The following is a 20,112-nucleotide window of genomic DNA, read 5'->3' as shown; positions in this document are numbered from 1 at the left end:
CTATTTTTGTAAAAGAACAATTTCAGAATGAATTACATGAGAACATTAGTTATTGGCGACATACATGGTGGCTTACGAGCTTTGCATCAAATTCTAGAAAGAGCCAAAGTAACCCCAAAAGATAAACTCATTTTCTTGGGCGATTATGTTGATGGCTGGAGTCAATCCCCGCAAGTGATCGATTTTTTGATTGAAATGAAAACCTCCCACGATATTATTTGTATTCGAGGGAATCATGATGAATTATTAGAGGAATGGCTCAGCGAAAGCAAAGATAATTTGCTGTGGTACAACCATGGAGGAGAAGCAACCGTTTTGGCCTATGAAACTGTATCTGCCGAGACCAAACAAAGGCATATTAAATTTTTGCGCTCTTTAGATAATTATTATCTGGACGAGCAAAACAGATTGTTTATTCATGCAGGTTTTACCCATATGAATGGTGTTGACTATGAATATTTTCCAAAATTATTTTATTGGGATCGAACACTTTGGGAAACCGCATTGGCATTAGATAAAAGTATGAAACCTTCTGATCTATTGTATCCCAAAAGGTTCATTCAATACAAAGAAATATACATTGGACACACTCCTGTTTCACGAATAGAAGCCACAACTCCGGTACAAATGGCCAATGTTTGGAACATTGATACCAGTGCCGCTTTCAAGGGACCGCTGACGATTCTAGATGCCGATACCAAAGAATTTTGGCAAAGCGAACCTTTACCAAGTTTATATCCTAATGAGAAAGGGAGAAATAAAATCTAAACACTATATTTGCAGAAAAATAGCACTTAATTTTATATTTATGAAAAAGATTATCACACTTGTGTTTTTGGCATCTTTTGGTTTAACAAATGCACAACAGGCTTTTAAAGGAAAAGGAGACACGAAAATTAATATCGGAGCTAACATCCAGAATGGTGGATCAGGAATTCAAGCTTCCGCTGATTTTGGTCTTGGAGAAAATTTTTCTTACGGATTTGTTTCTAGTTATTTATTAGGAGTGGACGAATTTAATGGGCTTTACGGGAATGTCCCAACACTATATTATGGTGAAAAACCAAAGTTTGAAGATCGATTTGATGCTAAATTTAGAATTAATGCCAATTTAGGAAGCGTGATTAATATAGACGAAAAATTAGACATCTATCCTGGATTAAGTTTAGGATTGAAAAATTTTGGTGGTCATGTTGGTGGACGTTATTTTTTTACTGAAGGATTTGGTGTATTTACGGAACTTGGATTTCCAATTGCAAAATACGGAAATGAAGACAAAGTGTTTTACAATTTAAACAACCAATTCACTTTTAGCCTTGGAGCATCTTTTAATTTATAGAAAGGCATTTTTTCAAAAAACACTCCGCTTTTCAATAAGTTCTCGAAAAGAGGTATAAAACAAAAAGACCATTTGAAATTTAACTTTCAAATGGTCTTTTTTTATTAGTACTGAATCAAATCTACAAATCAAATTTGATTCCTTGTGCCAAAGGCAAACTTGTAGTATAATTGATCGTATTGGTTTGACGACGCATGTAAACTTTCCAAGCATCAGAACCAGACTCACGTCCACCACCTGTTTCTTTTTCTCCACCAAAAGCACCACCAATTTCGGCTCCAGAAGTTCCTATGTTTACGTTGGCAATTCCACAATCAGATCCTACTACAGATAAGAAATGTTCCGCTTCACGTAAATTGTTGGTCATAATCGCTGATGACAATCCTTGTGCTACTCCGTTTTGAACGTCGATAGCATTCTCTACTGTTCCTGAATATTTGATTAAATATAAAACAGGAGCAAAAGTTTCGTGCTGTACAATTTCGAATGAATTTTGTGCTTCGGCAATCGCTGGTTTTACATAACAACCACTTTCGTATCCTTCTCCAGAAAGTACTCCACCTTCAACAAGGATTTTTCCTCCTTCGGCTACTACTTTTGTCAAAGCATTGGCATACATTTCAACTGCATGAGTATCAATTAGCGGTCCAACATGATTGTTTTCGTCTAATGGATTTCCGATTCGCAATTGCCCGTAAGCAGCCACTACAGCGTCTTTTACTTTGTCATAAATACTTTCGTGAATAATCAAACGACGAGTTGATGTACATCTTTGTCCTGCAGTTCCTACCGCTCCAAAAACAGCACCAATAACAGTCATTTTGATATCGGCATCTGGCGTTACAATGATAGCATTGTTTCCCCCTAACTCTAATAAAGATCTTCCCAAACGACCCGCAACATCTTGAGCAACTATTTTCCCCATACGAGTAGAACCTGTAGCAGAAATTAAAGGTACACGTTTATCGGCAGTCATTAATTGACCTATCGTATAATCTCCGTTGATCAAACAAGAAATACCTTCTGGAAGATTATTTTCTTTGATCACCTCCGCAATAATATTTTGACAGGCAACTCCGCACAAAGGTGTTTTCTCTGATGGTTTCCAAACACAAACGTCTCCACAAATCCATGCTAATGCAGTGTTCCAAGCCCAAACAGCTACCGGAAAATTGAAGGCAGAAATAATCCCCACAACTCCTAAAGGATGGTATTGCTCATACATTCTATGTCCTGGACGCTCAGAATGCATTGTTAAACCATGCAATTGACGCGATAATCCCACTGCAAAATCACAGATGTCAATCATTTCTTGAACTTCTCCATATCCTTCTTGCAAAGATTTCCCCATTTCGTAAGAAACCAATTTACCTAAAGCCTCTTTGTTTTTACGCAATTTATCCCCAAACTGACGCACAATTTCTCCACGTTGTGGAGCTGGCATCAATCTGAATGTTTTAAAAGCTTCGGTTGCCGTTTGCATTACTTTTTCGTAATCGGCAGGGGTGCTCATTTTTACGGAAGCGATTAGCTTTCCGTCTACTGGCGAATGACTATCCAGTATTTCTCCATTTGAAAAATGGTTAATTCCTGTTGAAGTCCCTTCATTTATGGCTTTAACTCCCAATTGCGCTAATGCCTCTTTCATTCCGAATTGTTCTGCTATTGTTATCATTGTAACTATTTTGGTTAAATTTGTTATATTTTTGTGTAAAGATATTATTTTAAGCTTAACTTGACACACTCCAAATGTTAAAATCAAAGTACGGATACACGATTAAGATTCAAAAACATACTGAAGTATATTAAAAAAGCGAGTAAATTTATACTTTTTTGACGGGTTGCTGTTGATTTTTATAAAAAAAAGGGTTCAGTAATAACGAAGAGAGTAATTTTATAATCGGAAACATTGTTGTCCGATTAAATTCAAAGCCAAAATTTATTTTGTGTTATTCTCTCGCAAAGTCACGAAGACGCAAAGAAAAAAACGCTAGACTTTGCGAGAAATTTTAAAAATCAAGCGTGCTATTCGTTTGTCTTTTAAAAGCAACTCAAATACAGCACATAACAGAATACCTTAAAATCTTAGTAGAACAACAATGTTTTCGAAAATAAAACTTAAAATAATACCCTTTTGACCATGACTACCATTAATCGATATCTTATTGTTTTCTTTTTGATAACCATTCATGTGTTTGCTCAACAAAAACAATCTGCTGCTTTTGAAGTAGTGCCGTTGGGAGTAAGAGGCGGAATTGATGAAAAAAATCTTTCGGCTTATTTAGTCGCTCCCATTCACACTCATGATTACATCTGTCTCGATGCAGGAACCCTAAATTCGGGAATTGAGAAAGCGATAGCGAATAAAGTCTTTACCGTTTCACCTACTGAAGTTTTGCGACAATACATTAAAGGCTACTTTATTTCTCATGCCCATCTGGATCATGTTTCGGGTTTAATCATTAACTCGCCTGCCGATGCTGAAAAAACGGTTTATGCCACCAAAAAATGCATGGAGACGATGGAAAACCATTATTTCAACGGAGAGGCTTGGGCCAATTTTGGTGACGAAGGCGTGGGGTTTAAGTTGAAAAAATATCATTTTCAAACTCTTGCTATTGGGGAAGAAACCAAAATTACCAATACCACCATGACCGTAAAAGCGTTTGCATTGAGTCATGGAAACCCTTTTGAGAGTACTGCTTTTTTAATCCAAAATGGAAATGATTATGTTTTGTATTTGGGTGACACAGGCCCTGATTCGGTAGAGAAAAGTGACAAATTAAATCTTTTATGGCAAGCGATCGCTCCATTAATTCAACACAAACAATTAAGAGGGATTTTTATTGAAGTTTCTTTTCCTAATGAACAACCGGATTCTTCTTTATTTGGACATTTAACTCCTAATTATTTAATGAAAGAACTCCATGCGCTTAGTGAATTAAGTGGAAAAGAAGCCTTGAAAAGTTGCGAAATTATCATTACTCATTTGAAACCACCGACTCAAAATATTGTAAAAATTCAAGAGCAATTGCAAAAACAAAATGATTTAGGTTTACAACTCATATTTCCTGAACAAGGAAAACGTTTTGAATTATAGCTGCATACAGCAAGACAGCCTTTTACAGTAAGAAATAAAATTGCCACAAAGGCACAAAGACGCAAAGAAAAAATAAGGGTAACTACTCAACATATTCTGTTTTCAAAACATTAATTGCCTCCAGCTTTAGCTGGAGAAATAAAATTGGTATGTTATGTAATGGCTTTAGCCAAAATAGCATGCTTTTTGGCTAAAGCCAATTTATTATTCATTCATTTACCTCCAGCTTTAGCTGGAGGCAATTCAAAATAAGCAATAGGCTGAATAGTTACAAATCATTTAAGAATTTGTGCCTTTGCGACAAAAGCACCTTTGCAGTAAAAAAAACCTTTACTTTCTCTCCTTTATCAAATAAATATAAACCGGAAAGTGGTCGCTAAAACCAATTTCGGTGAGCGAATGCCGTAACGGATATCCTTTGTACTTACCGCTTTTTTGAATTAAAAAGGGTTTGTTATAAATTCCCGCTTTCCAATATTGAAAAGAGCTGTAGTCCTTTTGCAGTAGCGATTCCGAAACCATGACTTGATCAAAAATATCCCAAGAATCCCGAAAAGCAATCGTACCCAATCCTTTATTGACCATCTCTTCGAATGGATTGTAAATCCCAAAGGACTGAACTTCTTGTGTTTTTCCTTTAGCTCCAAGTGCTCTTTTCACACTGTTATTAAAAGGACTGTCGTTTAAATCTCCCATCGTAATTATCTTGGCATTGGGGTTGATGTGCTGCAAAGAATCAATAATCTTTCTGTTTAAAGCTCCCGCAGCCTCCCGAAACGGACTGGTTTTCTTCTCCCCTCCAGATCGTGACGGCCAGTGGTTGACAATAATATGGATTTCTTCCCCATTCAAAAAACCCGTTACCAGCAATTGATCTCTGGTGTAAACTCGGTAATTTTTGGTGCTGACTTCAATAACATCTTCGGTTTCTAAATCCTCCAGAGATTCCGCTTTTGATGTTTCCTTAATCGGTTGTTCTCCTTTATATACATACAAAGGAATATTGCTATAACTCGTGGGTTGAAACTGCTTTTTTTGATACAATAAAGCAACGTCGATTCCCCTTTTGTCGGGTGAATCAAAATGGATAATCCCATAATCTTTGTCGCTCAATTTGGGTTGCTTGATTAAATCTTCTAGAACGCCTTGGTTTTCAATTTCGACACCACCAATAAATGTTGGGGAATTGGGATTTACGGAAGTTCCGATTTCAGATAAAACACGGGATAAATTTTCTAGTTTTTGATGGTATTTTTTAGTGTTCCAATGTTGATCTCCCGTGGGCGTCCATTCATCATCATTGGTAATCGGGTCATTAATAGTGTCAAAACAGTTTTCAAAATTGTAAAAAGCTACCGTATGAACCACAAATGCCTTGGTTTGGGCATGGCCTTTGGATAGCAAAAGAAGTAAAATCAGATAAAAACAGGTCTTTTTCAACATCATTACACTTTATAAATGGTTCTACCACGATATGTGTGGATTACTTTTATTTCGCCACGAATTTCACGAATTATTCACGAATTAATTTGTGTGAATTTCAAAGAATTTGTGTGAATTTGTGCAATTCGTGGCTTACTTTTTTTCTTTCATTTATGGCTACCCACACGGTTGAGGGCAAAACCTTATAATTTTTTTATATTAAGTAAATATAGTAATTCAATTACAATTATTTGTCTTGTTTCAGAAATGTATATCTTTGCTTTAACTCAGAATCAGTATAACAATTCATTTTCCAAAAAATACAGCATGAATACCAATCCATTTTCTTTTATTCAAAAACAATGTGTTTTGTATCCGATGCTATTCCTTATTTTTGTTTTACAAGCTATAAACAGTCAAGCACAAACTACTATGATTACACCACCTTATTTACAAAAAGGAGATACCATTGCAATTGTGGCAACCGCCAGAAAAAATGTTGATGACAACTTAAAACCAACTATAGATTTATTGCATTCTTGGGGTTTAGAAGTCGTTATTGGCAATACCATCGGACTCGATCTAAATCAATTGGCGGGAACCGATGAACAACGCGCAGCCGATTTACAGCATCAAATGGACAACCCAAATATCAAAGCAATTTGGTGTGCCCGTGGTGGTTATGGTACGGTACGAATAATTGATTTATTGGATTTTACCAAATTCAAACAACATCCAAAATGGATTGTTGGCTTTAGTGACGTTACTGTTTTACATAATCATCTCAACACCATGGGCTACAAGTCCATTCATGGAACTATGCCCGTTAGTATCGAAAGAACGGCTCCAGAATCTATAGAATCTTTGAAAACAGCCTTATTTGGAAAACCTTTAGAATATCAGATCGACCCCTTCCCGATGAATCGTTTTGGAAAAGCTACGGGGGAATTGGTGGGTGGAAACTTGTCTATTTTATATAGTTTGATGGGGTCTAAATCGGCTATTGATTGTACCGATAAAATTTTATTCATAGAAGATCTGGACGAATACCTCTACCATATTGACCGAATGATGATGAACCTAAAACGCAATGGTTGCCTCGAAAGCATCAAAGGTATTATTGTGGGAGGCATGACAAAAATGAAAGACAATGACATTCCATGGGGGAAAAATGCAATGGAAATTGTTCAAGATGTGACCCAAAAATACAACATTCCTGTACTTTATAATTTTCCTGCAGGACACGTTCATGACAATAGAGCCTTGATTATGGGTAATGTCGTGAGTATGGATGTGAATGAAAATTGTAATACCGTAGTTTTTGAAAAATAAAAATGATTTTTGATTGAAGATTAACGATTTTTGATTGCAGATTTGTTTGAACCGAAATTTGAGGATTAAATCTTTTATTTTCTACTTCTAAGATCAAAAATCTTAATTCTCTTTTTTCTAACTTCTTAAATCTAAAATCCTCAATCTAAAATCTAAAATTTCAATGGCTGCACACAACGAACTTGGCAAACTTGGAGAAGATCTGGCTGTAGAATACCTTCGAAAAGAGGGTTATGAAATTCTGGAAACCAATTGGACATTCCAAAAAGCGGAGATTGATATCATTGCCATGAAAGAGGGAATCCTTGCTGTTATAGAAGTAAAAACACGTTCATCGCTGGAATTTGGATTGCCACAAGATTTTGTAAAGCCAAAAAAAATTCAGCTCTTGGTCAAAGCAGTCAATGCATACGTAAATCGAAAAAATTTGGACATTGAAGTCCGTTTTGACATCATTGCCATCCATAAAGAAGGCAAATCCTTTGCAATTGAGCATCTTATAGACGCTTTTTATCATTTCTAAAAAAATTTAACAATGTTATATTTGTAACAAATTGTTTTTTAAGTATCTTTGCCGAGAATTTAGATCCAAAAACTAAGTACCAACTACGTAAAAACCACATCCATTATGAAAACAGTATCTTCAATTGTTGAAAATTACATTAAAACAAAACCGTTTTTATTGAACGCTTTATCACTTGGCATCATCAACTTGACTTCGTTGTCTCGAAATATTATGATCGAATTGGAAAGTGAATTTGGCAAAGAAGTAAAACAAGGAGCTGTGGTAATGGCACTTAAAAGACTAACTGAAGAATTGGATTTTAGATTGAATCACAAAATCAATAAAGTAATCAAAAACATAGGGGAAATAACGGTTCGATCTGCTTTGACTGATTATACTTATGCCGTTTCGGATACCGTATTAAACAAACAAGCCGATTTGATTACTGACATTAATGCATTACCAGACATTTTTTATACCTCATCCAAAGGAGTAAATGAAACGAATATTGTGGTTAGTAATAGCGTCAATCACTTGGTTGAAAAACATTTTGCTTCTGAAAAAATGATTCAGAAACTGGATAATTTAGCTTCTATAACGGTAAAATTACCCAAAGAAAACATCGCAGTTCCTGGAATTTATTATTTCATATTTCAGCGTTTGGCTTGGGAAGGGATTATTATCAATGAGGTAATTTCGACTTCCAATGAGTTTACCATTTTAGTAAGCGAAAATGAAGTAGATGTAGCTTTTAAGGTTATCAAAGATTTAAAAAATTAAGATTTATATTTTTTATATGCTATCCTAGAAATGTGTAACTAATTTTTTTAAACCATTAAGGGATTAAGTTTTATTAAGAAAGATTACGAAACTTAATTTTCTTACTATCTTAATGGTTCAAGATATTTGAATATTGCATTTTAAAACACAATCGCTATGTTAGCTCCTTCGTATCAAAAGTTTAAAGACATTTTGTCGGCGTTTATCGATCCCAAACGTATTTTGACCAATCCTTTGCAAACTCTTGCTTATGGAACTGATGCCAGTTTTTATAGACTCATTCCCAAAATTGTAATTCTTGCCCACAACGAGTTTGAAGTTATTGAAATTATAAAGCAAGCTAAAGTGTTCGATATTGCACTAACCTTTCGGGCTGCTGGAACCAGTTTGTCTGGTCAGGCCATTACGGATTCGGTCTTGGTGGTGGCCACTCACGGCTGGAAAAGGTTTGAACTTTTAGATAACAATCAAAAAATAAAACTAGAACCCGGTATTATTGGTGCCAAAGCCAATAATTACTTGGCTCCCCATGGTTTAAAAATTGGCCCTGATCCAGCCTCTATCGGAGCATGCATGATTGGTGGAATAGTCGCCAATAATGCCAGCGGTATGTGTTGCGGAACGGCTCAAAACTCCTATCAAACGATAGCCGATATCCGAATTGTATTGAATGACGGAACTATTCTGGACACAGCGAATTCCGATAGTGTTACTGCTTTCAAGAACAATCAAAAGGCGTTAATTCAAGAAATTGAAAGTCTTAGAGATGAGATTAAAAGTAACGATGAACTTTATAAGCGTATCCAAAATAAATTCAAAATAAAAAACACCACAGGATATAGTATCAACGCCTTGGTCGATTATGAGGATCCTATTGAAATCATTAAACATTTGATGGTGGGATCTGAGGGAACTTTGGCTTTTATTTCGAATGTGACTTTCAAAACGGTTATTGACGAAAAATACAAATCTTGCTCTTTGATCTTCTTCCATACAATTCAGGATGCCTGTAATGCTACTATATTGTTAAAATCAAGCCCAGTTGCAGCAGTAGAATTATTGGATCGGGAATCCATTCGATCAGTAGAAAATGACAATGATGCACCAGACTATTTCAGAACATTACCCGAATCGGCTTGTGCTTTATTGGTGGAATGTAGGGATAATGATTTGGCTGTTTTAAATCAGAAACAAGAAGCGATTCGACTGCAAATTCAATTCATTCCTACCTATACGGATTATGAATTTACCAGTGATCCCAAACAATATTATTTTAACTGGAAAGCCCGAAAAGGATTGTTGCCAACAGTTGGCGGACTGCGAAAAAACGGAACAACCGTTATCATTGAAGATGTCGCTTTCCCGTTACCTCAACTGGCTGATGCCTGTTTGGCATTAAAAGATTTGTTTAAAAAATATGAATACCACGATGCCGTTTTATTTGGTCATGCCTTGGAAGGAAACCTGCATTTTGTGTTTTCCCAAGATTTTTCGAACCAAAATGAAATCGATCGGTACGAAAAACTAATGTCAGAATTGGCAGTTTTGGTGGTAGATCGTTTTGGAGGTTCCTTAAAAGCAGAACATGGAACAGGACGTAATATGGCGCCATTCGTAGAAAAAGAATGGGGAACTGCAGCTTACGAAATCATGAAACGCATCAAAAACATTTTTGATCCGAATAATAAAATCAATCCCGATGTACTAATCAACCCCGATCCCAAAGCGCATCTCAAAAATTTAAAACCGTTACCAGAATCCAATGCTATTATCGACAAATGTATCGAGTGTGGCTTTTGTGAACCGCATTGTGTTTCCGAAGGATTGACATTATCCCCGCGACAACGTATTGTGATCGCCAGAGAAATTAGCCGATTGGAAAGTACAAATGACGATCCGCAGCGATTGGCAGCGATTCAAAAAGAAGTAACCTACCAACTGGACGAAACCTGTGCTACCGATGGACTTTGTGCCTTGGCTTGTCCCGTTCACATTGATACCGGAAAATTTGTAAAAGAATGGCGAGCCAGAAAATTGGACTCTGGCGATAAAAAAATAGCGGCTTACATTGGTTCTCACATGGCTGGAACTACGGCGATTTTGAGAATCGGATTGAAAATAGTTTCCGTTTTTCATGCCCTACTTGGAACCACTATTATGACTTTGTTATCCAATGGGTTCCGTTATATAAGTTTTGGAAAAGTTCCGAAATGGATTCCTGAAATGCCCAAAGGAGCAAATAAAATAAACACGAAAAATTGACCTCAGATTCGCAGATTAATTTTTTTATTTTGAATAAAATATTTACCAGATTACAATAAAAATCTGCGAATCCGCGGTTAAACTTTTAATAAAAAACAATGAGTGCAATACCCGATTTAAAAGTAGTTTACTTCCCTTCTTGTATCAATAGAAGTATGGGTAAAAATAGTTTTCAAGACTCCGATGATCTTCAATTGACAACACTTACCCATCAATTATTGGTTCGTGCCGGTTTTACGATAATTTATCCCGAATCATTGAACACTCATTGTTGTGGTATGCCGTTTTCGAGCAAAGGATTTGCAGAAGCCAATCACGCTCAATCCGAATCTTTAGAGGCGGCCCTGTTGAAAGCTTCAGAAAATGGAAAATATCCCATATTGTACGACATGAGTCCTTGTTTTTACCATTCAAAAGAAGAATTTTCGAAAGCCTTAAAAATTGTGGATCCCATCGAATTTATGTTGGATTACGTCATGCCAAAATTGGTTGTAAAAAACAAAAAAGACACCATAGCCGTTTTCCCGGTTTGCTCCGTTAAAAAAATCGGAAAGATGGATCAACTCCTTTCCTTATCCAATCTGTGCGCCAATAATGTGACGATTATCGACAGCAATTGTTGTGGTTTTGCAGGAGACAGAGGTTTCTTAATTCCCGAATTGAACGAATACGGATTGCGTGAATTAAAAGAACAAATTCCCACCAACTGTAAAGAAGGCTTTTCTACCAGCAGAACCTGCGAAATTGGTTTAGAAAATAGGAGCGGTATTGATTTTAAATCAATTTTTTATTTGATTGAGGAAGTGACGCGATAATGACAAATATTTTTTATTCTTTAAAGTTAGGATTAAATTTCATAATCAGTTTATCCCTTTCCTTTTTGTTTTTTCTTGACGAGAAGAATAATGGTATTGAGATTCCAATTTCATTTATTCCTATCACAGTTATAATACCACCTGCCAAAGCCACGTATGCTCCAGACTCGTCCATTTCACTATTTGAATTATTTGAACTATTCTTAATACTTGTTAATATTAAAATCCCCCCTGTAGTTGTAAGTAACCCTAGTCCGCTAAAAATATAGCCAACTGTTTTGCTTGTTTTTCTTTTGCGCTCTTTTTTCAGGATTTCCATAAATTCAACTCCATAGTTTGGATTTTCGATTATGAGTGGTTTGTATTCAATACCGAAAGTTTCAAGTTTTTGAATTTGATTCGATTTTAATTCCTGCCCTTGCATTCCTAATACCATCAGGAAGCATAATAAAGAGATGATTTTCAATTTCATAATTAAAGTACCGTAATTGTTTTTAAAATATTGATCAACTTGACTATCCTTACTCCCCTCCCAACAACTCCATCAATTCCAAAGCCCTTCTTGTATTCTTCACATTATCAAAGGTCAACAACAGTCGCAAACCTGCTGGAGTTTGCTTTTCTTTCATCTGGCAAATAGAATTGTGAGTTTGCACAAACTGTATCACCTTATGGAAACGTGTAGAATGGTAATAATCCGATTGTTGATCGGAGACAAAATAACCAATCATCTTGCCTTTTTTCATCACCAGTTTTTCGATTCCCACTCGGGTCGCAATCCATTTGATACGAATGCTGTTCATTAAAGCAAGGGCTCGTGGCGGCATTGGACCAAAACGGTCAATAAGTTTACTTTGAAAAACAATCAGTTCCTCTTCGTTTTTTACGTTACCCAACTCGTTGTACAAACTCAAACGCTCGGTGACATTATTGATGTATTCGTCTGAAAACAACAACTCAAAATCGGTGTCGATTTGCAGGTCTTTTACATATTCCTTGGTTTCTATATTGCTCTCTTCAGGATACAAATCCTTGAATTCATTTTCCTTCAATTCCTCTATGGCCTCGTTCATGATTTTTTGATACGTATCAAAACCAATGTCATTGATGAATCCGCTTTGCTCTCCTCCCAACAAATCTCCGGCACCACGAATTTCGAGATCTTTCATGGCAATGTTCAAACCACTTCCCAACTCGCTGAATTGCTCCAAAGCCTGAATTCGTTTTCGGGCATCTTCGGTCATGTGCGAATACGGCGGACAGATGAAATAACAAAACGCTTTCTTGTTACTACGTCCCACTCGACCTCGCATTTGATGCAAATCTGACAATCCGAAATTATTCGCATTATTGATAAAAATGGTATTCGCATTCGGAACGTCCAATCCGCTTTCGATAATGGTGGTGGCTACCAGAACATCAAATTCTCCGTTCATAAAGGCAAGCATCAACTCCTCGAGTTTGGCGCCTTCCATTTGTCCGTGACCAATTCCCACTCGGGCATTAGGCACCAAGCGCTGGATCATTCCTGCAAATTCTTTGATATTTTCGATTCGGTTATTGATAAAGAAAACCTGCCCGTTGCGCTGAATTTCATACGAAATCGCATCCCGAATCAATTCTTCATTAAAACCAACTACATTGGTTTCGATAGGATATCTGTTTGGCGGTGGTGTCGTGATTACCGATAAATCCCGTGCTGCCATCAACGAAAACTGCAAGGTTCTCGGGATAGGCGTTGCCGTCAAAGTCAAGGTATCGACATTGGCAGCAATGGTTTTGAGTTTGTCTTTTACGTTAACTCCGAATTTTTGTTCCTCATCGACAATCAATAATCCAAGATCTTTGAAAACCACATTTTTGTTAACCAATTGATGTGTTCCAATCACAATATCGAGTTTACCTTCGGCTAATTGTTTTAGGGTTTCCGCTTTTTGTTTGGCGGTTCTAAAACGGTTCAGATAGCCAACAGAAACGGGCATGTCTTTCAACCTTTCGGTAAAAGTGCGGTAATGTTGGTACGCCAAAATAGTCGTTGGTACCAAAACCGCCACTTGTTTGCTATTATCAACAGCCTTAAAAGCGGCACGAATGGCGACTTCGGTTTTACCAAAACCTACATCCCCACAAACCAAACGATCCATAGGACGCTCACTTTCCATATCAGCTTTTACTTCTTGGGTTGATTTGGTTTGGTCAGGCGTGTCCTCGTAGATAAACGAACTCTCCAACTCGTTTTGCAAGTAACTGTCGGGAGCAAATTGAAATCCTTTTTCCAATCGTCGCTTGGCATACAACTGAATCAAATTGAATGCAATATTTTTAACCCTTGCTTTGGTTTTTTGTTTTAAAACCTTCCAAGCATTCGAACCCAGTTTATAAATTTTGGGTGGTGTTCCGTCTTTCCCGTTGTATTTCGAAATTTTATGTAGCGAGTGAATGCTCACATACACGATATCATTGTCGGCATACACCAGCTTGATGGCTTCTTGTGTTTTGCCTTCGACTTGTATTTTTTGCAACCCGCCAAACTTTCCAATTCCATGATCGATATGCGTTACATAATCGCCTACGGACAAAGTCGTGAGTTCTTTTAAGGTTAAATTTTGCTTTTTCGAATACCCATTTTTGATGCTAAATTTATGATAGCGTTCAAAAATTTGATGATCGGTATAACAGCAAATTTGGTTTTCCTGATCGATGAAGCCTTGATACAAAGGCAATACGATGGTCTTGTATTGCTTGCGGATATTCTCGGAATTGGCTTCATCTAAGGTTTCGAATATATCATGAAAACGTTTGGCCTGCGCTTCATTCGAACAAAACAAATAATTTTTATAACCGTCAAAATGGTTCTCGCTTAAGTTATTCAACAACAAATCAAACTGTTTGTTGAACGACGGTTGCGGCTGAATATGAAATTCAAACTTCTTGGTCGTTTTAAAAACAGGCTTCGAATGAAATTCCACAATCGAAAAATCCAACGCTCGTTGCACAAATGCTTTTTGGTTCAAGAACAATTGTTCCGGAGTCGCATGTTTGATATCTTTGGACAATTTTTCAAAAGCTTCTTCGGCTTTGCCAAATTGCTTGTCCAATTCGTATAAAAGATTCTCGGTATTTTGAAAAAACAAAACCGTTTTCTCAGCTATATAATCTAAAAAACTCTCCCTGTTTTCCTGAAAAATTCTGTTTTCGACATTCGGAATGATGGTGATTTTTTTCTGTTTTTCTAATGACAATTGAGTCCCCACATCAAAACTACGGATACTTTCGACTTCATTGCCAAAAAATTCTATTCGGTACGGATTGTCATTCGAAAACGAAAACACATCGACAATTCCTCCACGAACTGAGAATTCGCCAGGTTCCGTAATAAAATCAACTCTTTTGAATTCGTATTCAAACAATACTTCGTTCAGGAAATCAATCGAAATTTTATCGCCGATTGCTACTTTCAAAGTGTTTTTATCCAAATCCTTTCGAGTCACTACTTTCTCAAAAAGCGCCTCGGGGTAGGTAACAATGACAGCGGGTTTTTTTCGGGAATTGATTCGATTGAGTACCTCAGCGCGAAGCAAAACATTCGCATTGTCGGTTTCCTCTATTTGGTACGGACGACGAAAAGAACCGGGATAAAACAACACATCGGGTTCACCGATCATTTGTTCGAGGTCGTTAAAATAATAGGCTGCTTCTTCTTTATCATTAAAAACCACCAAAAAAGGAAGCTCTGATTTCTTAAAAAGAGACTGAATCACAAAGGAAGCTGCCGACCCCAACAAACCTTCCAATTGTATTTTTATCTGATTATTTTCCTGCAAACGGGCTACAATCTGAGCCGTTTTTGGAGAAGAATCATAAACCGAATATATAGTGGCCTTACTCAACGTGTGCTGCGTTTGGATTATTTGGATTGCTCAAATTATTTGGATTACCTGGAATCACAGGGCTTCCAGACTGAATGGCTCTTGTGGTGTCCAGCATCTTTAATAATTCGGACTCCCCAACTTCCAATGGGATTTTACTTTTCTCGACAATTTTATCCATTTGTCTTTGCAAAGAAACCAACTCGATATTAATTTCCGAAACGAGCTTCGTCACTCTTTTATCCGAAACTTTATCCAAATTAATGTATAAATCTAACATTTGAACTTGCGTGACTAAAGTCGCAATACGGCTTCTTATTTGTGGTGTATCAAATTGGGTAGGAATATTGGTGTTCAAAGCCATCGCTTTGGTCGATAAGGCTTTGGCTTTCTTTTGAAAAGCACCAATTGTTTTCTTTGGCTTGATGGCCAATTCATCCATAAAAGCACGCCATTCACCCCAAGTGGCCAAGGTAGCTTCCGAAGTCGAATTGATCGGAGTGTCGTGAAAATTCCACCCTTTATTTATAGTTGTGAAAATTAATTCCTTCTTTTTAGTATCCCTTAAGTTATCGGCAAAACGTTGTTCGTTGTTATTTTTACACGAAAACTGCAGCGAAATTATCAAAAAAAGCAGCGTTAATTTAGTATTCATTTGTAGCAATTATTTGTTTTTTAATGGTCAAATGTCCTTCGCAAAGAAATTCAGTATTACTCCTATCTTTTGAACTATTTCAAGCACAAAGTTACAAAGTAATTTTACAATAGTCGAAAAAACGAAAGTCCTAAAGAAAAAACAATAAAAAAAAGCTAAGCATGTAAAAAACACTTAGCTTCTTTTTAATTTAATAACGGTGTAACTATATTTATAATGCTTCTATTTCTGAAGTTGCCATTTGTGCAACGGCTGCACGTGGATTTATATAAATTGAAATTTTCCTTCCTTTTGGCGCAGTAAAATCAAGACCTTTCAATTCCACTTCTTGAGATCCTAAAGCTTGAATTTGCTTAACCTTGAATGACAAATTAATTGTTTTGTCCACATCGTCTGTATTCGTATAGCTGAAAGTTACCAATTTCCCACTATTATAAAACACTTTTTCAATGGTTTTTACGGTTGCTGGTGCTTCTGTAACATTTAAATTTAAAATCGATCTTTCAAAATCTACTCCTCCAATACTATTGGGTGTCCACAAATCATATTTGTATTTTAGGGCATTATTGATCTTGATTACGAACGAACATTCTGGTAAATCGGCAGCTTTTTCTTGTGGACTTACAACGAGATTGTCTTTTGTACAATTTGTTAATAATAGTGCCAACACTATTATGCTTATAACTTTTTTCATAAATTTGTTTTTATCGAAAACAGACCATTTTCGAATATTTTTTGCAAAAATACCACTATCACATTGCATTTAATAGCAAAAAAGAAAGGTTTAACAAAGGTTTCGTGTTTTCTTGTCAGGAATATACGTCACAATTAACGTTAATTAGAGTAAAAATATGATATCGAATCGTCGTTTATCTTCAATTTGTAATAGCGTCGATTTGAAAAATGAAAGCGTAACTTTGTACCGATGAAAATTCTAATAATAGAGGACGACCAAAGGGTAGCTGCACTTATCCAAAGAGGGCTGGAAGAGCAAGGCTTTACCACTACTTTAGCTTATGATGGGATTTCGGGAAAGAAATTGGCATTGAACAATCAGTATGACTTGGTTATTACTGATATTGTTTTGCCTAAACTTGACGGACTCGATTTGTGCAAGGAAATACGCAAGACCAAACCCGATCTGCCAATAATTATGCTTACCGCTCTAGGTACTACCGACGACAAAGTAGAGGGATTTGATGCCGGTGCAGACGATTATTTGATAAAGCCTTTTGAAATGAGAGAGCTTTTGGTTCGAATTCGGGCTTTGTTGAAACGGAGTACAGGCAATACCAATAGCATTAAATTTATTTTGAAATATGCCGATCTTGAAATGAATTTGCAAACCAAAAGCGTAAGAAGAAACGATACCGAAATAAATCTTACCCCAAAAGAATTTAAACTTTTAGAATACCTACTCCAAAACCCCGAACGTGTTTTGTCGCGAACCGAAATTGCCGAGGAAGTGTGGGACACTCATTTTGACACTGGCACTAATTTCATAGATGTATATATCAATTATTTACGGAAAAAAATTGATAAAAATTTTGACCATAAGCTCATACACACCAAATCTGGAATGGGATTTATCTTTAAAGTAGAATGAAAATCAGAAACCGCCTTACTTTATTATTTACTTTTATTACGGCCACGATTTTATTTGTGTTTGCTTCTATTATCTATCTCTCAGCTAAAGAAAATCGCGAAAATGAGTTTTATTTTGGTTTAAAAAAAGAAGCCATTACCAAGGCAAACTTAATTTTTGATGCGAAAGTTGATACTAAGACCCTACAAGACATTTATAAAAATAACAGGGAGATCCTAAATGAAGTAGAAGTTGCGATCTATGACGATTCTTTTAAATTGCTCTATCACGATGCCGTCGATATCGATGTGGTGAAAGAAACCAGACCCATGTTTGATGAAATCATTCAAAAAAACGAATTGTATTTTTATCAAAAAAACAGACAAGTAGTTGGTTTGAACTTTAAATTTAAAGGGAAGGATTTTGTTATTACGGCCGCCGCTTATGACGAATATGGCTATAAAAAGTTACAGGATTTACAGCAAAACATCATTCTTTTTTACATTATTTCAATATTATTTCTCTATATAGCAGGCCGTTTTTTTTCGAGAAAAGCATTTGAACCTATAGTTGAACTCACCAACAAAGCAAAAAACATTACGGCCACAAATCTTGATTTGAGGTTAAGCTCCAGCGACAGTAAAGACGAACTCTCTGAAATGGCGAATACATTCAACGAAATGCTCAACCGGTTGGAAAATTCATTTGATGCACAAAAACATTTTGTCTCCAATATTTCACACGAACTACGAACACCGCTAGCCGCAATTATCACCGAATTAGAATTATCCACCAACAAAGAGCGAAGCACCGAAGAATATAAAACTGCCATACAATTTGCTTTGAATGATGCCAAAAAATTAGCCAAACTTTCCAATAGTTTATTGGATCTTGCCAAAGCGAGCTATGATCCATCTGAAATTTCTTTTAAGCCCGTTCGTATAGACGAGATCTTATTAGACGCCAGCCAACAGGTCCAAAAATCCAATTCCAGTTACAATGTCAGCATTCACTTTGAAAATGATTTTGAAAATGAAAATGACATTTCAGTAAACGGAAATGAATATCTTTTGAAAGTTGCTTTTGCCAACTTGTTTGAAAATGGATGCAAGTTTTCGAATAACCATAAAAGCCAGGTGTCTATTTCGTTTACCGAAAATCAAATCAGTTTACAGTTTACAGATACCGGTATTGGCATTACAAAAAAAGATTTAAAGCATATTTTCACTCCATTTTATAGGGGTTCAAACAAAGTTCACGCTGATGGAAATGGTATTGGCTTGTCCTTGACCAAGAAAATTGTCTCGCTGCACAAAGGGGAAATATCGGTGGTTTCTAATGTTGCTGTGGGAACCAATTTCAAGGTTGAAATTCCTCATTTATAAATTCCAAAACTTTAAATCACCGATTTTAAACACCCTCCAGTTAAAGCTGGAGGCAATTGACTGCTTTGGGTAAATAAATATAGAAAATAGAAACGGCTCAATAATTACTGCATTTCTTATCGATATAAAAGAGGTGCCAACCCATTATTGCCAACAAAAAAAGGCTGTCCGAAATAGGACAGCCTTTTTTGAATAAATCGAATCACGAGAATCACTTTAAGAGCATACAATTAAATTTGTAAGCAATTAATACTTTTTTCCCTGCTCTATTTACAAAAAATTAAAGTTTATATGACAAACCAGCATTTAAAATCCCTTTGTAACCGAATCCTAAATTAACAAATCCCCCAAATTTATTTCCGAAACGAACCCCAATGGCATCCACTTGATAAGCAACTAGATTTGTTGTATCTGTTTGTCCAGCATATTCGTGATGATTTACAGAAACACCCCCAGAAACACCAGAGTATAACTTAACCGTTTTTTTCTGGAAATAATTAAAATCCGCTCCAGCTAGAACTGTATAATAGCTATCTTCCATTCTGCCACTTTTTACTTTGGCAATGATAATATCTTTACCCACTTTTTCATATACAAAACCTCCTTTAAGTGAAATTCTAGGAGTAATATCATATAAGTACTCTAATCCAATTGCTCCGGTTCCCTGGTTATTCTCTGTTTTATAATATCCACCTGTTAATCCAACACTCCAAACATCCGACATTAAATCAGCAAATTGAGGAACGGTTCCAAGACCGTAAGAAAATCTAATTTCACTTTTTCCTTGTTTTTCCTGTGCATTAACAACTAAACCAAAAGCTAATAATACCAATACTGTCAATCCTTTTTTCATTTTTTATTTATTTTAAATTATGAGCTGCAAAGGTAAATATCACAAAACCGAAACCTTTTGTTATTTCCATAAAGTAAAGTTAAACCAAGCAAGCGACTATAAGTCAACTACTTAACGCAATATATTACATTGACTCCTTAATTTCAATCGGTTTCGTAAAATATAGTCAAACTGTTTATTTATTTTTTTTTGGTTTTTTTTAAGAGACTT

The 20,112-nt window shown here is 36.1% G+C and carries 18 protein-coding genes; 11 read left to right on the top strand and 7 right to left on the bottom strand.

Annotated elements, in window-relative coordinates; all coding sequences use genetic code 11:
- Positions 1–36: 36 nt before the first annotated feature.
- Together FNW52_RS03410 and FNW52_RS03405 are read left to right on the top strand one after the other, a co-directional pair.
- Positions 37–768: a metallophosphoesterase family protein gene (locus tag FNW52_RS03410; RefSeq protein WP_143376028.1), complete on the top strand. Its 732-nt coding sequence runs from the start codon at positions 37–39 to the stop codon at positions 766–768.
- A 40-nt stretch (positions 769–808) separates the two neighbouring features.
- A complete protein-coding gene (locus FNW52_RS03405; protein WP_143376026.1) occupies positions 809–1,339 on the top strand; it encodes a DUF6646 family protein in 531 nt (176 codons plus the stop codon).
- A 121-nt stretch (positions 1,340–1,460) separates the two neighbouring features.
- Here FNW52_RS03405 and FNW52_RS03400 read toward each other — a convergent pair whose 3' ends face one another.
- Positions 1,461–3,014: an aldehyde dehydrogenase family protein gene (locus FNW52_RS03400; protein WP_143376025.1), complete on the bottom strand. Its 1,554-nt coding sequence runs from the start codon at positions 3,012–3,014 to the stop codon at positions 1,461–1,463.
- Positions 3,015–3,479: 465 nt separating this feature from the next.
- Between FNW52_RS03400 and FNW52_RS03395 the strand changes: the two genes are divergently transcribed.
- Positions 3,480–4,439 carry an MBL fold metallo-hydrolase gene (locus FNW52_RS03395; RefSeq protein ID WP_143376024.1) on the top strand — a complete coding sequence of 320 codons (960 nt, stop codon included), beginning with the start codon at positions 3,480–3,482 and terminating at the stop codon, positions 4,437–4,439.
- A gap of 114 nt (positions 4,440–4,553) precedes the next feature.
- Entirely contained in the window at positions 4,554–4,691 is a 138-nt protein-coding gene (locus FNW52_RS20660) for a hypothetical protein (RefSeq protein WP_185965909.1), read from the top strand.
- 78 nt (positions 4,692–4,769) lie between these two features.
- Here the strand turns inward: FNW52_RS20660 and FNW52_RS03390 are convergent, their stop codons facing one another.
- Positions 4,770–5,885 (bottom strand): endonuclease/exonuclease/phosphatase family protein, encoded by a 1,116-nt coding sequence (locus FNW52_RS03390; protein ID WP_143376023.1) that lies wholly within the window; start codon positions 5,883–5,885, stop codon positions 4,770–4,772.
- 303 nt (positions 5,886–6,188) lie between these two features.
- Here FNW52_RS03390 and FNW52_RS03385 point away from each other — a divergent pair, with 303 nt between their 5' ends.
- The 5 genes from FNW52_RS03385 (at position 6,189) to FNW52_RS03365 (ending at position 11,555) form a co-directional block, all read left to right on the top strand.
- Complete coding sequence (locus tag FNW52_RS03385) at positions 6,189–7,193, top strand: LD-carboxypeptidase (RefSeq protein WP_370511562.1); 1,005 nt, start codon at positions 6,189–6,191, stop codon at positions 7,191–7,193.
- A gap of 163 nt (positions 7,194–7,356) precedes the next feature.
- Positions 7,357–7,716 carry a YraN family protein gene (locus FNW52_RS03380; protein ID WP_143376021.1) on the top strand — a complete coding sequence of 120 codons (360 nt, stop codon included), beginning with the start codon at positions 7,357–7,359 and terminating at the stop codon, positions 7,714–7,716.
- A gap of 105 nt (positions 7,717–7,821) precedes the next feature.
- Positions 7,822–8,478 carry an aspartate kinase gene (locus FNW52_RS03375; RefSeq protein WP_143376019.1) on the top strand — a complete coding sequence of 219 codons (657 nt, stop codon included), beginning with the start codon at positions 7,822–7,824 and terminating at the stop codon, positions 8,476–8,478.
- 156 nt (positions 8,479–8,634) lie between these two features.
- Positions 8,635–10,740 (top strand): FAD-binding and (Fe-S)-binding domain-containing protein, encoded by a 2,106-nt coding sequence (locus FNW52_RS03370; protein ID WP_143376017.1) that lies wholly within the window; start codon positions 8,635–8,637, stop codon positions 10,738–10,740.
- Positions 10,741–10,838: 98 nt separating this feature from the next.
- Positions 10,839–11,555, top strand: a complete 717-nt coding sequence (locus FNW52_RS03365; protein WP_143376016.1) for a (Fe-S)-binding protein — start codon at positions 10,839–10,841, stop codon at positions 11,553–11,555.
- 13 nt (positions 11,556–11,568) lie between these two features.
- Here the strand turns inward: FNW52_RS03365 and FNW52_RS03360 are convergent, their stop codons facing one another.
- The 4 genes from FNW52_RS03360 to FNW52_RS03345 form a co-directional block, all read right to left on the bottom strand.
- Positions 11,569–12,027: a hypothetical protein gene (locus tag FNW52_RS03360; RefSeq protein WP_143376014.1), complete on the bottom strand. Its 459-nt coding sequence runs from the start codon at positions 12,025–12,027 to the stop codon at positions 11,569–11,571.
- A gap of 49 nt (positions 12,028–12,076) precedes the next feature.
- Complete coding sequence (gene mfd, locus FNW52_RS03355; RefSeq protein WP_143376013.1) at positions 12,077–15,445, bottom strand: transcription-repair coupling factor; 3,369 nt, start codon at positions 15,443–15,445, stop codon at positions 12,077–12,079.
- The gene (locus tag FNW52_RS03350; RefSeq protein WP_143376012.1) at positions 15,438–16,079 is read right to left on the bottom strand and encodes a hypothetical protein; all 642 of its coding nucleotides are present in this window, start codon (positions 16,077–16,079) and stop codon (positions 15,438–15,440) included. The genes mfd and FNW52_RS03350 overlap by 8 nt, the downstream gene beginning before the upstream one ends.
- Before the next feature lie 211 nt (positions 16,080–16,290).
- Positions 16,291–16,773, bottom strand: a complete 483-nt coding sequence (locus FNW52_RS03345) for a hypothetical protein (protein ID WP_143376010.1) — start codon at positions 16,771–16,773, stop codon at positions 16,291–16,293.
- Positions 16,774–17,004: 231 nt separating this feature from the next.
- On the opposite strand from FNW52_RS03345, the gene FNW52_RS03340 reads away from it, so the two are divergent.
- Complete coding sequence (locus FNW52_RS03340) at positions 17,005–17,685, top strand: response regulator transcription factor (protein WP_143376008.1); 681 nt, start codon at positions 17,005–17,007, stop codon at positions 17,683–17,685.
- On the top strand, positions 17,682–19,049 hold the full coding sequence (locus FNW52_RS03335; RefSeq protein ID WP_143376007.1) for a HAMP domain-containing sensor histidine kinase: 1,368 nt from the start codon (positions 17,682–17,684) through the stop codon (positions 19,047–19,049). Before FNW52_RS03340 ends, FNW52_RS03335 begins: the two co-directional genes overlap by 4 nt.
- 280 nt (positions 19,050–19,329) lie before the next feature.
- Here the strand turns inward: FNW52_RS03335 and FNW52_RS03330 are convergent, their stop codons facing one another.
- Positions 19,330–19,902 (bottom strand): hypothetical protein, encoded by a 573-nt coding sequence (locus tag FNW52_RS03330; RefSeq protein ID WP_143376006.1) that lies wholly within the window; start codon positions 19,900–19,902, stop codon positions 19,330–19,332.
- Positions 19,903–20,112 lie beyond the last annotated feature (210 nt).

Source organism: Flavobacterium sp. ZT3R18 (assembly GCF_007097385.1).
GTDB lineage: Bacteria > Bacteroidota > Bacteroidia > Flavobacteriales > Flavobacteriaceae > Flavobacterium.
The sequence above is the reverse complement of the archived record's forward strand: the minus strand, read 5'-3'. Positions and strand labels throughout refer to the sequence as shown.

Coding starts and splice junctions, on each gene's coding strand:
- FNW52_RS03410 (WP_143376028.1), top strand. CDS start 37: ATGAGAACATTAGTTATTGGCGACATACATGGTGGCTTACGAGCTTTG.
- FNW52_RS03405 (WP_143376026.1), top strand. CDS start 809: ATGAAAAAGATTATCACACTTGTGTTTTTGGCATCTTTTGGTTTAACA.
- FNW52_RS03400 (WP_143376025.1), bottom strand. CDS start 3,014: ATGATAACAATAGCAGAACAATTCGGAATGAAAGAGGCATTAGCGCAA.
- FNW52_RS03395 (WP_143376024.1), top strand. CDS start 3,480: ATGACTACCATTAATCGATATCTTATTGTTTTCTTTTTGATAACCATT.
- FNW52_RS03390 (WP_143376023.1), bottom strand. CDS start 5,885: ATGATGTTGAAAAAGACCTGTTTTTATCTGATTTTACTTCTTTTGCTA.
- FNW52_RS03385 (WP_370511562.1), top strand. CDS start 6,189: ATGAATACCAATCCATTTTCTTTTATTCAAAAACAATGTGTTTTGTAT.
- FNW52_RS03380 (WP_143376021.1), top strand. CDS start 7,357: ATGGCTGCACACAACGAACTTGGCAAACTTGGAGAAGATCTGGCTGTA.
- FNW52_RS03375 (WP_143376019.1), top strand. CDS start 7,822: ATGAAAACAGTATCTTCAATTGTTGAAAATTACATTAAAACAAAACCG.
- FNW52_RS03370 (WP_143376017.1), top strand. CDS start 8,635: ATGTTAGCTCCTTCGTATCAAAAGTTTAAAGACATTTTGTCGGCGTTT.
- FNW52_RS03365 (WP_143376016.1), top strand. CDS start 10,839: ATGAGTGCAATACCCGATTTAAAAGTAGTTTACTTCCCTTCTTGTATC.
- FNW52_RS03360 (WP_143376014.1), bottom strand. CDS start 12,027: ATGAAATTGAAAATCATCTCTTTATTATGCTTCCTGATGGTATTAGGA.
- FNW52_RS03350 (WP_143376012.1), bottom strand. CDS start 16,079: ATGAATACTAAATTAACGCTGCTTTTTTTGATAATTTCGCTGCAGTTT.
- FNW52_RS03345 (WP_143376010.1), bottom strand. CDS start 16,773: ATGAAAAAAGTTATAAGCATAATAGTGTTGGCACTATTATTAACAAAT.
- FNW52_RS03340 (WP_143376008.1), top strand. CDS start 17,005: ATGAAAATTCTAATAATAGAGGACGACCAAAGGGTAGCTGCACTTATC.
- FNW52_RS03335 (WP_143376007.1), top strand. CDS start 17,682: ATGAAAATCAGAAACCGCCTTACTTTATTATTTACTTTTATTACGGCC.
- FNW52_RS03330 (WP_143376006.1), bottom strand. CDS start 19,902: ATGAAAAAAGGATTGACAGTATTGGTATTATTAGCTTTTGGTTTAGTT.